General features: G+C 37.6%; 10 protein-coding genes. 9 read left to right on the top strand and 1 reads right to left on the bottom strand.

The genetic code is table 11. The annotated features are described in order from the left end of the window. The first annotated feature begins 1 nt into the window (after window position 1). Window positions 2–2,509 carry a BREX-1 system phosphatase PglZ type A gene (gene pglZ, locus LKE23_RS05415; RefSeq protein WP_291976310.1) on the top strand — a complete coding sequence of 836 codons (2,508 nt, stop codon included), beginning with the start codon at window positions 2–4 and terminating at the stop codon, window positions 2,507–2,509. Between the two features lie 121 nt (window positions 2,510–2,630). On the opposite strand, the gene LKE23_RS05410 is transcribed toward pglZ, so the two are convergent. Continuing rightward, complete coding sequence (locus LKE23_RS05410; RefSeq protein WP_222258118.1) at window positions 2,631–3,701, bottom strand: hypothetical protein; 1,071 nt, start codon at window positions 3,699–3,701, stop codon at window positions 2,631–2,633. Between the two features lie 446 nt (window positions 3,702–4,147). On the opposite strand from LKE23_RS05410, the gene LKE23_RS05405 reads away from it, so the two are divergent. From LKE23_RS05405 to LKE23_RS05370, 8 genes are all read left to right on the top strand, one after another. After that, window positions 4,148–6,757, top strand: a complete 2,610-nt coding sequence (locus LKE23_RS05405; RefSeq protein WP_291976308.1) for a hypothetical protein — start codon at window positions 4,148–4,150, stop codon at window positions 6,755–6,757. A 489-nt stretch (window positions 6,758–7,246) separates the two neighbouring features. Continuing rightward, window positions 7,247–7,804: a plasmid mobilization relaxosome protein MobC gene (mobC, locus tag LKE23_RS05400; RefSeq protein ID WP_222258116.1), complete on the top strand. Its 558-nt coding sequence runs from the start codon at window positions 7,247–7,249 to the stop codon at window positions 7,802–7,804. Then, window positions 7,794–8,894: a relaxase/mobilization nuclease domain-containing protein gene (locus LKE23_RS05395; protein WP_291976307.1), complete on the top strand. Its 1,101-nt coding sequence runs from the start codon at window positions 7,794–7,796 to the stop codon at window positions 8,892–8,894. Before mobC ends, LKE23_RS05395 begins: the two co-directional genes overlap by 11 nt. 106 nt (window positions 8,895–9,000) lie before the next feature. Continuing rightward, entirely contained in the window at window positions 9,001–9,456 is a 456-nt protein-coding gene (locus tag LKE23_RS05390) for a hypothetical protein (protein WP_291976306.1), read from the top strand. Further along, window positions 9,440–10,171 carry a hypothetical protein gene (locus LKE23_RS05385; protein WP_222258113.1) on the top strand — a complete coding sequence of 244 codons (732 nt, stop codon included), beginning with the start codon at window positions 9,440–9,442 and terminating at the stop codon, window positions 10,169–10,171. Before LKE23_RS05390 ends, LKE23_RS05385 begins: the two co-directional genes overlap by 17 nt. Window positions 10,172–10,309: 138 nt before the next feature. Continuing rightward, a complete protein-coding gene (locus tag LKE23_RS05380; protein ID WP_291976304.1) occupies window positions 10,310–10,510 on the top strand; it encodes a DUF3173 family protein in 201 nt (66 codons plus the stop codon). Next, window positions 10,507–11,727, top strand: a complete 1,221-nt coding sequence (locus LKE23_RS05375; protein ID WP_291976303.1) for a tyrosine-type recombinase/integrase — start codon at window positions 10,507–10,509, stop codon at window positions 11,725–11,727. Before LKE23_RS05380 ends, LKE23_RS05375 begins: the two co-directional genes overlap by 4 nt. A gap of 318 nt (window positions 11,728–12,045) precedes the next feature. Next, entirely contained in the window at window positions 12,046–13,149 is a 1,104-nt protein-coding gene (locus LKE23_RS05370; protein WP_291976302.1) for a hypothetical protein, read from the top strand. Window position 13,150: the final 1 nt, after the last annotated feature.

Raw genomic sequence — 13,150 nt, 5'->3', positions numbered from 1 at the left:
TATGGTGCAATTAAAGTTAGACAAAATAGTTAAAGAAATTAATCATTATTTTGACCAAGGATATCAGTACGTATTCTGGTATGACCCTGATGGTGAATTTGCAGATGATGTAACTGAAGACAATCAGTATTTAAAAGATAATTTAGCTGCTGAATTACAGACCGTTGGTGCGAAGGAACAGTTTAAAATCAAGCGAAAACTACTGGATAAAAAGAATCAGGACCGTAGTTTTTTAGTTTATGTAAAAGCAAAAAGGCCTCAGCTACAATTTGATTATTTTGCTGATATGGAGCGTTATGGCCATGTATTTAGTGCTAAGGCTAGCGATATAGTGTTTGAACAATTGGCTGAGCAATTAAACTTTGATAATTCAAAAAGGAATTTTGTCAAAAAATATTTAAAATATTTTCGGGCTAAGTCCAGGCGTCAAACATATATTCAAAATTTTGAGTCAAGATTAATAAATCATCCTGAATTAATGATCTTATCTAATTTAGCTGGCTTAGATCAGTTTGATGAAAATTTACTATTGATGGCAGTCTTCAAAGGAGGAATGGACGAATCTAATAACAAGATTATTCGATCATTCAGTAAATATGATGTTTTGCCATTATTTTGGCAGATATACGATAAATATTTTGGCTGCAGTAATGTTAGGAGCTTAAAGGGACTGTTCGATGGTGCTTTCGTTACAAGCGTCTATAGTCAATTAGAAGAAAAAATTCCATCAGATTTATTAGCCCAACCTTTTGAAAATTATTCGAACGTGCAAGTTTTCATGAAGCGCTTTAGTGATTCTCGTAAATACCAAGAACTATACCAGAATTTAACGGGAACGGCATGGAATGAACTTAAGCTAGGTACTTACCTAAAAGATGAAAACGTTCAAGATTTATTAAGAGTTGACGGTATAAAACAGATTGACGAATTGCTCTTAGAAAGAGTCAGAGCCAATTTTAATGCGGATGGTACTGTCACTGATGGTGATGAGACTATCGGTGTAATCGATCAAGTAACCGGAGGAGTAAATGCGTTTAATCCGGAATTCAACTTTTTAAAAGAGACTTATCATGTGTTGAAGTATCGACCACGATTCTATGATGACTGGCATGAAATGCTTAATGATTATATAAATAAAGTTTTTGAAGTTGATACTCATTACCGCTACTTGGTGACTAATTACCGACGTATTTCCGAAGATAAGCGTCACAAATATGAAGACATTAAGCGTATGGTTGATGATTATTACAACGATCAGATATTAGATCAGTCTGTTCGTGAATGGAATACTACTTTCCAACTTCAAGATGTTGAATCTAATCAGCGGGAACAAAACTTCTATAGGAACTTTGTTCATGGTGCTAATGAGCGGATTGTGGTGATTATTTCAGATGCCTTTCGATATGAAGCAGCACGTGAGCTTCAAGCTCAGATAGCTAATGATGATAGGATTACAAGTAAAATGAACTATCTACTGACCGGATTACCATCCGTTACTTATATGGGGATGCCTTCACTCCTGCCCCACCATAAGCTGGAGTGGCAAAAGGATAATGTGCTGGTAGATGGTCATATGGCTAATAATGCTGATAATCGCCGTAAAATTTTACAATTATGGGATAAAAATAATGACCTATTAAAACTGGACGATATTCTAAAAGCTACCAGTAAGGAAATTAAGACCATGATTGCTAACAAAAATGTTATCTATGTGTATCACAATCAGGTTGATGCAATTGGCGATAATTTAAAAACGGAAGACGAGACTTTTAGGGCGACTGATCAAGCAATTGATGAGATAAGAAGAGCTATTCAAGTATTAAGAACAAATAGTGTATCGCATATTATCGTGACTGCTGATCATGGCTTTATCTACCGTGAAGCGTCAGTGGAGGAACAAAGTAAAATTGATATTCCAGCAAGTGATTATAATGGTAAAATATCACCGCGCTATTTGATGACACCAGATGACCTTTCGAATATTCCTGGGGTTATGTCAGTGAAACTGGGCATTAGTCTGACAAATAATGATCAAACGAATGTTTATTACCCTGCTACTGTGAATGTTTTTAAGTCCCAAGGTGGTAAAAATTATGTACACGGCGGATCATCATTACAGGAAATGGTAATTCCTGTATTAGATATGAGAATGAACTCGTCAAGATCAAAGGCCGAGTTTGCCGAAATAAGATTAGCAGCTACTCAACATAGTATTAATGCCCTAAGGATGACGTTGAAATTCAATCAAGTCGAACCAATTAGTGACTTGATAAGGCCTCGTAAATTTAACATCTACTTCATGAATCAATTTGGACAGGTAATTTCAAATGTTGCTACTATTAACGCTAATCGAACAGATGCAGAGATTAATCAACCATTATCAGCAGATATCGTAATACAAAATCGACAATATGATCGGAGTGAAGATTACTATCTAGTTATTGATCCGGATAAGGGATCGATTACTAATCCTAGATACCACTATCAAATGAACCTGATAAATGATTAAATCAGTTAATAACAAGAGTATGGAAATCTCCTAACGGCTAGTAGGATTTAGGGCTGTGGGGGATTTTTTGGTTTGTTTGGTAATTTGATTGGAAATAAGGTAAGCACCGAAGGGAAGCTTTTTAGAATATATTGATTATATCCTCTATTTGACGTTTTAAACTGCCTTTAAAAAAAGGCTTCTTAAAACTCGCACCAATAACATTATTATAGTAATCACTGTTTAAAAAATTTTTTAATGACTCACGCATCTGATCGTACTTATTAATATCGGCGTTACGGTGATTAATTTCTTTATCGAAGTGCTCGAAACGGTTGAAAACATATTCCTTAGTACGTTTGTACTTGCGACTGATACTTCTATCAATAGCGCGAACATCTGCGTCGTTGAGTGTGACGGAAAAGGCATCACTATTACCATTAATAACTTCGCTTAAATTACGGCGAATATATAATGATACGGGTTCTAAAGGATGTAATACGGAGTCGAGATTTTCCATCTCACGTTTTAACGAAATTCCTTTTTGATGTTTATAGTGAACAATCAGCTTGTCATGTAAATTCAAATTGGCATATGATTCAGTAGTGTTAGTATGAAGTTTACTGTTATTAAAATCTATATTACTAGACGGTAACGTTATTAGCTTGTATTGATCTGGCACCTCCTTAGCAAACTTTTTTGCCATTTTTAATACACTCTTTTGATTAATTCCTATTGATTCTGATGATTTGTGGCCCAAAGATAGGTGCCCCTGAATGTCGTATGTAATTCTATCCATACTGTAGTAAAGATCCATGTTGTTATTCTTAGGGCTAATAACGCCCCATTCTATTTCTTCGTACAGACCATTGTTGCTATTTTTAGTTGATTTTAATGTTGATATTAGGTTAAGTAGTTTAGCAATTTCCTCACTATCCAATACTGAAAGTGTAGACAAAGAAGCGGCGTGAAGGTCATCTGGGTCTCCATTGTTCATGCCTTTTAATAGCATGGTCTTTTGGCGGTCGATTTGGCGCCAATTAATATTAGCATTTGCTAATAATTTATTTAGACGAGATCTAGAAATACTGTTCTTAAAATTTCCTTCTGCGGGGAAATTGATGATTCTTAGTATTTCTTCAATTGAACAATATATTTTACCATTATCCAGCTCCAAGTACGTTTGGGGCTGGATTTCTTTGTATTTGTACATAATAACACTCCAATCTTGAACGCAAAAAAGTGTCCGTATTTTTAATAGGAATTATGAGTGACAATAAAAATGTCAAAAGGAAAGCGACCGTTTGAATTTTGATATCAACAATTAAATTTTAGCATTTACTAATAACGTAGTGCCATTTGTAAGTAATGATGGTCAATAGTTAACGAATAAAGTTAATAATAAACTTTGATATCACAGTACTTACGGCGTGCATACGCCGTTGCCGAGCTCCGTCAACGGCATCCAGCAGGATTGCCGTCAGAGTAGCCTTCATGGCTCAACACATTATTTGATGGTGTGGGGTTAAGAATGCGTGGAATCAATAAATGGTGAATTTTATAGAAGTAATTGCAATTATCTAGTAATTAATACTTGGATGTGGGTTAAAAGCCCGTTCTATTAGTTCTTGAACGTCTGACCAAAAAGGATGTGAGGCTATGTCGGATGAAAAAAAGTCTGAAAGTATCGAAGAGCGATACGAGAAAGCAAAGAATTATTTAAAGCGATACTCCCATTCCAGTCGGAAACTGTATCAAGCTATTCTGAAGGCTTTACCGCCATTAAAGGTTAATGATCAATACGATTCAGAAAGTATTGATTTAACAATTAAGGCCGGAAAGATCATGGATTTGCTTGGTGAAGCATCGCGAACTTGGAACGTAGCAATTCATTGGTTGTATACAGTTTGCAATCCCAAAATCAAGAAACGTTCCAATCCGAAGTACAGTCCAGTGTATGAGGAACATGCTACTCAGCTACCATTAAATCGCTTTGGTGAGCTAGATCACATGGTGACAGATGAACAAGGTAATCTTATCAGGGCAGGCGATAAGCTGGTTGGTGATGATCGCTTTGTTGGCAAGGGATGTGAAGACTATGGCTCTGCTTGGGATGACAACGGTAATGTTATTAAACGTGATAACAATAACCATCCGGTCTTAGATGGCTTTACTAAGTGGATAGCGCAGAAGATTAATCACTTACAAGAAATTTGTTGTCGTAATCCGAAACGTGATCGTCATTTTGCAGCTTTTTTAAGCAACCATACTCGGGATGATGAGGAAAATAAGCGGAATGGCGAGGTAGAACATAAAGAAGCGCATAGTCATTTGGTGATTGATATGCCAACTCGTCGCACCCGGTATCGGATGATGGAATTACTTGGTTATAATTTTGATGATTTGACTAAGACTTTTAAGTGGATAGACCAAATTGATGATCAACGAAAAGAGCGAATCGAAGCGTTCTTGGGAACGCTTTCGGGTGCAATGCAGAATTATGTTGTGACTAAGCACTATGTCTCTTCACTTCAATATTTGATACACCAAAGTAGTAAAGCTAAGCGTGACCAGAAGACGCCGTATGCGGTTGATGAAGTAATCAGTTGGTTACCAGATGATCCTGGTAAAAGCTATTCAAGTATTGCAGGTGTTTATGATGACGAAATGGTTGCAAATGGTATTGATACGGCTATCGTTCGGAATCTTCATAGTCCTTACAACATTGCACATCATACTGCGAGGTTGGTAGGACGCAATGATGGTGATCGGGTATTTTCTGGACACCAGTTAGCTAAGTTGCGAAGTTTAGGTACAAAGGGTGCGGGAAAAATGAATTTTAGTAAGAAATCAAAGAAAATGATTCTTGACCAATTGATGGAATGGATTTATTCGGGGCGGATGCAGGTGACTGACTGGAAAGATGCAATCCATGCTGCATTTGATGATGGTGATGCTGCTAGTTTGATTGCTGACCAGGACTTTATTAAACGTTTGACTGCAGTAATGGATGACCAGCGTGAATCTACCATTAATGATGTTAATGCGGATCGTAATATGAACACTATCTTTATTACCGCTGCCCAAGGAGGTATTGGAAAATCTTACCTGGCGAGTCGTTTATGTCAGTATTTAGAAAAGGGACGGACACCATATATGACTGCAGCTGAAGACAAGGGCAAGACTGTAGATTATTGGCAAGATTATCAAGATCAAGCGTCCGCCGTGATTGATGAGGTTTCACCATCATCAATTGAGTGGAGTGCACTTAAGGATATGCTGGATCCGCATAAGATTCCGCGTGTTTCCAGTCGCTTTCACAATACGAGTCCTTGGAACTTGAATTTATTGATTATGACAAACGTCTATTCTGATGGAATTGCAGGCTATGTACGTGACGTTCTTCATTATGCTCCTGGTGTGGTGAAGCTAGGCTATCTAGAACAAAGTGATTCATATGGTAAAACTTGGCAGTTAAAGACTAATGATCCTGAAGCCGGCCAAATCTATTTGTCACAACTAAGTCAATTATTGCGGCGCTTACCAATTAATGTTCATTTGTGCCCAACTGATGATGGTAAAGGGACTGAAATAACGGTATCAATCATTAACTTTCGTCCCGGTGGACGTGCAGTTAGACATTACGATTATGTTTATACACGCCAATCTGATCACGTTTTTAAGACTGTTATTAATGAAGATTTATCCGATCAAGATATGGAACGCATTGTAAAGACTGTTGCCAAAATGATTAAAGATCTCCAGGTAAAAGCTACAACAATCTTCCGTCAAAATCCTAATGCCATTCTTAATGGTTCAAATGGATTCTTGGAACGTCATGCGAATTTTGGTGTTTATGTTAAAAATGATCAAGCCTATCTTTCAGAAGAAAAGGGACAGGAAAATAGTTCAGACTATCGGGGACTATTTAACGGTACAGGAAAAACTTCACCAACTACTAATATGCTATCGACATTAAATAATCTGAGATATGAATTATGGCCAGAATTTGTTAATAAAGATAACAATTTCAAGCCTGATCTAAACCAATTTACGGCGTTAATGTGTGGATTTCTGGTACCAATTCGACGTGGTTATGGTGATGAGTGGATTGTGGCTAGGCTAAGTGATAAGGCAATAAATTTGCTTAAAACTCATCGTGCAACTGACTTAGTAATGCACTTAAATTCGATCGATTCTATCGACAAGGATGATGACTACTTTGAATTGAAAACGAGTAAGAAAGTTGCACGAATTTTAACGAATTGATAATTAGTGGGTGCCACAAAACGTGGCGGGAAAGTGGTGGGGATTTGACTACTTTGAACCATAAAGTAGGACGTGTTCTGGTTCTCCTTGCGGCACAAAAGAGAAGGTAGAACCCAGCCTAAACAGGTCCCAAATTGGGTGGCTTAGGTTGCTGTGTTTTGCTTCTGTTTGTCACACACAAATGAAGGCCAAAAAGGAGATTATTAAGAACAAAAAGCGGCAGGATGGTTCTTGATTTTAGAGGTGCAGGGGGAATGAAATTCTCTTTGCCAAGTAGGCCTAGTGATATCACTAGGTAACTACTTGCCCGTTGCTTTTCTGGCCTTATTGCTAGTTGATTGGCACGTGTAGCCAATCAACATGAGCGCGGAAATTAAAGGACCTTAAGGGCCATAATGACCAAGTGAATTTTAGCAATTTAATTGATGATTTTATCATCAATTAACGGCCAGAATTGCAACGTTATCCACACTAGAAAGGAGTGATTTGATGCTGAATAATAACCAATTAATCAAACGGAAACAGCAGATTAAAATGCATCGTCGAGTGCCGGAGAAAAAGCACCCATACTTGCTACGAATTCCACAAAGTGACTTTGAAAAACTTCAAGCTGTAGTAGGCGATGAGTCGATGAGTAAAGTGCTACTTCGAGGAATGAAAACCGAATTGGACTATCATTTAGCGGTGCAGAATTTGATGAAAGAATTACCTGATTTTCAATCGGTAAAGCAATTAGATGAGTGGCGTTTTAGACATCTGAAAAGTAGCCCGGAATTGCTTGCTAAGCATGTGATGCCCGCAACAATTAAAGCTTATTTATGTCGGTTAGAACAGCACGATAAATTGAAACAGTTTGCTTTGATTCAGTGGAATTCGATTGTGTACTACTTAAATCGGATTGGCGTTAATTTAAATCAACTAGCTCATCAGGCTAATCAAGGTAATGCAGTGAACAGTGAGCAGCTACAAAAGTTAATTCAAGCGACCGTGAATTTATCAAGTCTCATAAATAACAAATTCAAAGGTGATGATAGCAATGTACGTTAAGAGTAATTACATTACCAACGCATATGGACGGTTGAAGTATCTCTTTGATGAACCAGCGCATGATGGTTCAGCTCAGCGTGTACTCGGTGTGAATAGTTCGCATGTGTATTTATGGGGACCACGTGGTCAACCATATTTATCGCAAAGTGGTTACTTCTTAAATCAACAGTTTAGGATGGTTAGACGCCGAGCTACAAACAAACGAAAGCGACAACAAGCGCAACATTTGATTTGTTCATTCTCAGAAAGTGAGATGCCGACAGACGATCCAAAACAATTTGATTTGGAAGTTGCCCAAATTAACCAGTTAGTCGGCGGATTTATGAAACAATACTTTCCTAATACACAGTGGGTGTCGGCGGTACAAGCTGATGGTCAAGAAGGTCATAAACTACATTGTCACATTCTGATTAATAGTGTGTACCCTGATGGCAAATGTGTTCGAACTAATTCTTTTAGCGTCAGTAAATTACGCCATGAATGGAATGATTATCTGAACAATCATTTTCTCGAGGTCACTGGTCATGTGTATGTTAATCCATTTGACAAGGAAAAGTCAGGTGAGGTAATCAAACCTAAGGGATGGCAGGCCGTTCTTAAGAATACGTTGAGTTGGGCGCGGAGTCAGGCAAAGTCTATTGAAGAGTATTTATTACTACTAAAAGATAAAGATATTACGGTGACAAAGCGTAATAAGAAAGGCGACTGGTCGTATCACATGACCGTAAATGGTAAAGAGAAGACCATTCGTGACTTTTACCAACGTCGCGATCGAAAGACCGGATTAGTTAAATCAACGCGTGGAGTGGGGAAGGAGTTTACACCGCTCAAATTGAATAATTATTTTAACCAAAAACAGGAAACTAAGGAGGTTTCAGTCGATGAAGAATCTAAAAAATTCCATGGACGATCTGAACAACTTGTTGAAGCCAACAGGCAACAGCGACAAAGGTTCCAAGAATACATCGCACGACAACAACTTGAAGCAGATGATGAAGAGCCTGGCAACCAAGCAGGATCTACAAAACTGGACGGGCGACATCAGCAAGACTCTAAACAATCAGAAGAACAATCTGAACCAGGGAGTTAGTGACATTGCCCACCAGGCTATTAAGGATGCTTGGAATGATGGTCGTACTAAGTCATACGCAGACCTAGAACAGAAATTTGAAGGCCAACAAGCGAGAATTGATCGTATGAATATTTCAAAAGCACAAGCCGAAGTAATGGCCAGTGCTGATCATTCGAAGATTGAACAATTGAATCAAGTTGTTAATAAGCTAGTTGTTGTGATTAATCACAATAGTAATTTGCTGCGACAGTTAATCAATGAGGTTCAACAGCCAGTTGATATTGATGGACAGGACTTGTTACGTGTAATGCGCGAAGAGGCTAACTCTACAACCAGTCAGCTTCTAAGTAGGGAAGTGGTTACCTATATTAACCAAGTTAAGAATTCGATTAAAGAAGATAAACGGGAAGTCACTGAGTCACATAAGGTGATGAAGGATGCCCTAACTAAGTTTTCAAACTCGGCATTAGTTATTTTAGCAGGGATTGTTCTAGCAGGGGTGATGCCCTGGTGGCCTGTAAAGATTATTGTTGGCGTTGGATCAATTATTGGAGGGATTATCTATGGTAAAGATTTATAAGAATCACTGTAATGGTTTTAATGGTGAAGTACAAGATGCTTCTCCGTTGAATGTAGAAAATACACAAGAATACTGTGATGCTGTCGCAATGGCAAAATTTAAATTGAGTACAAGTGTGCGGTATTTGGAAGGGCCATTTGACCAGCTTGCTGATTCAATGCAAAATTTGTGGTCAAGTGAAGGAATGCAAGTACCTGGTTTTGCAACAAAGTTCGCTGATTGTTGGTCAAATGATGACTATGTAGCATTTTGTGAGCAGGTGAAGCTCTGGGCACTAGATCATGAAAAGGATCCCTTCAGTGAACTTTATCGGCGAGTACGTGAACTTATCTTATGTGATAAGAAGTCCCTTCAACTATTAACGATTCGTAAGTTACTGGATAAGTCAAACGAGAATGAAAAAGTTCTATTTAAACAGCAAGCGAATGTTCAACAGCTATGTAATGAAATTGGTGAAAAAGATGATCAGATTTTCGTTGAGGACGATAGTTTCGAACATTCAAGTACTCAATTTGAACGTTTGAAGTCATTAGTACAATCTATGCGGCAGCATTCTAATTATCTTGTTAATCAGCGGCTTACGCGTCATCAAATGATTAGTGTCAATGCCGATAAACAAGCAAAAATTATTGCTAAGCCAGTTCCAGCAACTAAGGAACCTAATCAACCAACGGTGAATAAGGCTAAGGATAAGGATGATGGTCTTGAATTGTAAACAAAAAAGCGACTATCCCCAGCTACCAACTTTGGAAAGTCACTTTTAATAACAATAATTAGGATTGTTATCCTGCTCATTATCCATCTAATCGTTGCAGATGTAAATCGCATTGAATAATAAAGGATGATGAATAACATGAAAAAAGTAATGGATTATCAAGACTTACGGAATCTCGGTTATCCTCAAAATCAAGCTCGACGTATTATCCGTCAAGCTAAACGTAATCTTGTTAAACAAGGGTTTGCATTTTATAATGGTAAGCGAGTTGGTTTAGTACCAACGGCTGCCATTACTGAAATTATCGCTCTTCCAGATTTGGAGGACGATAAGCAATGAAATCAACGAAAATTGATGGATATAAATATGTCCGTATCGATGAGAACGGGCATTTTTTCTACCAAGTATTTTTAGGACGAGACAGCGAAGGTAAACAACATTTTAAAAAGGGCCGTAAAGATCAAAAGGGGCTAAATTTTACTTCAGCTAAAGCCGCGGAAGCAGAAGCTATGCGAGTTAAAGTCGAATATATGAATCGACACGCCGAAGATTTACGTCGTATCACGTACGGGGAATTTGTTCGCCAGGATTTTTTACCTAAATATAAAGCTGATGTGGAAGATAGTACTTATAATTCACATATGCGAATGATTATGCTATCAGTAGACCGATTTGATGATCGTATTCTGGATCAGATTAGTGTTCGTGACTGCGAAGAATACCGAACTTGGCTAATGAGTGATTCTGGGTTTTCGCGTGATTATGCTAATGTTTGCTATGTGGCTTTTCGTCAATCATTAGGCTATGCAGAACACTTAGGCTTAATTACTACTAACGTGGCAATGAAAACGAAGGCAATTCCTAAGGGAAAGGCCGTTGCTAAATACTGGACGAAAGCTGAGTTCGAAAAAGTCTTGAGTCAGATTAGTACCGATGGATTTTATGAATATTGCCTGTATGTAATGCTACTATTCTATTATCGAACCGGTGTCCGGGTTTCTGAAGGCTTTGCTTTAACATGGGATGATATTGACCTAGTTAATCAAAAGGCGCGAATCTTTCATACTATGTATTACAAGAATAAGGATGATTATCGAATTAAGCCTTATACTAAGACAAAAGCTGGGAAACGGGTTATTACCTTAGATGATGAATTAGTTCAAATCTTAAGAGATTGGCGTCAAGCGCAATTAGATCATGGAGTTAAAAAGTTTGTTCTTTCTTATGATGATCGTCCAATGATTAAATCGACTTTAAATAATGTACTGCATAAATATGCTAAGTTGGCTGGTGTACCAGGAATCAATGGACGTGGTTTAAGGCATTCTCATGCTTCTTATTTAATCGCTGAATTAGGAGCCGATGTCCTGACGGTATCAAAGCGATTAGGACATAGTAGCCCTGCCGTGACCCTTCGCTATTACGCTCACATGTTTGATCGTAATGATGAGTTAATTGCCGATAAGATGGTGGGTTCAATGGACTTAACACCGGCTAAACAGTCCCAAGTTAAATTTAATGGCAATCAAGTGGTACCCTTTACTAAAGTTGTATAGGTGGTTGTTTGCCAAACTGTTTGCCATAAAAGTAAACAAACGCGCAAACCCTTGGTATGACTGACATGTTAACCAAATTTCTATTATTGATATCGAATAATATCCTGGTAGCGAAATGCCGGTATAACGGCATTTAAACGGTAATAAATCAATTTAAATCTACCAAAAAGCAGGCACTACGTCATCAAGAAAACGTAGTACCTGCTTTATTTGTTATGAGGAATGTAGACGCTATTCTTTAGCCTTGATTCTTTTATAAAGGAATTATAAAATAAAAATACACAATTATAAAAGAATTATAAAAACGAGGTGAGCCCGATGAATAATCCATTTATGCCTAGCTTTGGACGTTTACCTAAAATTGCTATTAACCAACAAAATGCCTTAAATGATTATTTGCAAGGAATCACAACGTACGATGCTAAATATCAAACTTCATTAGTATATGGCGCCCGTGGTTCAGGGAAAACAGTTTTTTTACTTGAAGTACAACGTACAATTGATCAAATTCCTAATTGGCATTTTATTCGTTTGAATAACGGTCAAGGTAATTTGCTTTTTCAGCTTTTACATGGACTACAAAAAATTGCCGGGATGTCTATAACAGATTTAATTAAAAGCATTCAAGGATTATCGGTTATGGGCAACAGTATTACATTAAAAACGTTGGAGGCAACGGGGCAACTTGACTATTCTGATCTTTTGCCAACCATATTAAAACGACTTCAGGAGCGGAATCAATCAGTCTTAATTGGAATTGATGAAATTGAAATCAGCGATGATGTTCGAGCTTTCGGATCAATGTATCAAACCCTAATTGGTGATGATTATAATATATCGTTACTAATGACTGGGTTACCAAGTCGAGTATCTGAAGTCCAAAATGATAAAACATTAACCTTTTTACTGCGTGCTAACCGGATCATTTTATCCCCATTAGATGAAGAATCCGTTCGCTATCAATATGAGCAAACGTTTCAACGAGGCAAGCGAAATATTGATTATAAGGTCTTGGATTATTTGACTGGTGATGTGAAAGGCTACGCTTATGCGTTTCAAACATTAGGTTATTATGCTTGGCGTTACAGTCAAAATAACTTGCAACTTGATAAAGATGTATATTTAGCTACTGTTAAGAGTACTAAGCAAGATTTGTTTAGGAATGCTTATGAAAGAATGTATTTAGACCTTTCCCGTGGTGATTTGCGGCTTGTCCATACAATTGCTGATTTAGTGGGAAATGAGCCAATTGCAATGCGTACTTTAGGCGAAAAACTACAGTTAAAAGCTAATTACTTATCAGTTTATCGTGCTAGACTACTTGATGATCAAATTATTAAAGCTCCACAACGTGGCTATGTTCAATTTGCCTTGCCCTTTTTTGCGGATTTTGTAGAATACTGGTCCCAAAATCATACCTAAA

The sequence above is a fragment of the Limosilactobacillus sp. genome (assembly GCF_022482365.1).
Lineage (GTDB): Bacteria > Bacillota > Bacilli > Lactobacillales > Lactobacillaceae > Limosilactobacillus.
Note: the sequence above shows the minus strand (reverse complement) of the source record. Positions and strands in the feature narration are given on the sequence as shown.

What these genes read in the sequence shown, in the direction of transcription:
- pglZ (WP_291976310.1), top strand. Translation starts at nt 2, where the DNA reads ATGGTGCAATTAAAGTTAGACAAAATAGTTAAAGAAATTAATCATTAT.
- LKE23_RS05410 (WP_222258118.1), bottom strand. Translation starts at nt 3,701, where the DNA reads ATGTACAAATACAAAGAAATCCAGCCCCAAACGTACTTGGAGCTGGAT.
- LKE23_RS05405 (WP_291976308.1), top strand. Translation starts at nt 4,148, where the DNA reads ATGTCGGATGAAAAAAAGTCTGAAAGTATCGAAGAGCGATACGAGAAA.
- mobC (WP_222258116.1), top strand. Translation starts at nt 7,247, where the DNA reads ATGCTGAATAATAACCAATTAATCAAACGGAAACAGCAGATTAAAATG.
- LKE23_RS05395 (WP_291976307.1), top strand. Translation starts at nt 7,794, where the DNA reads ATGTACGTTAAGAGTAATTACATTACCAACGCATATGGACGGTTGAAG.
- LKE23_RS05390 (WP_291976306.1), top strand. Translation starts at nt 9,001, where the DNA reads ATGAATATTTCAAAAGCACAAGCCGAAGTAATGGCCAGTGCTGATCAT.
- LKE23_RS05385 (WP_222258113.1), top strand. Translation starts at nt 9,440, where the DNA reads ATGGTAAAGATTTATAAGAATCACTGTAATGGTTTTAATGGTGAAGTA.
- LKE23_RS05380 (WP_291976304.1), top strand. Translation starts at nt 10,310, where the DNA reads ATGAAAAAAGTAATGGATTATCAAGACTTACGGAATCTCGGTTATCCT.
- LKE23_RS05375 (WP_291976303.1), top strand. Translation starts at nt 10,507, where the DNA reads ATGAAATCAACGAAAATTGATGGATATAAATATGTCCGTATCGATGAG.
- LKE23_RS05370 (WP_291976302.1), top strand. Translation starts at nt 12,046, where the DNA reads ATGAATAATCCATTTATGCCTAGCTTTGGACGTTTACCTAAAATTGCT.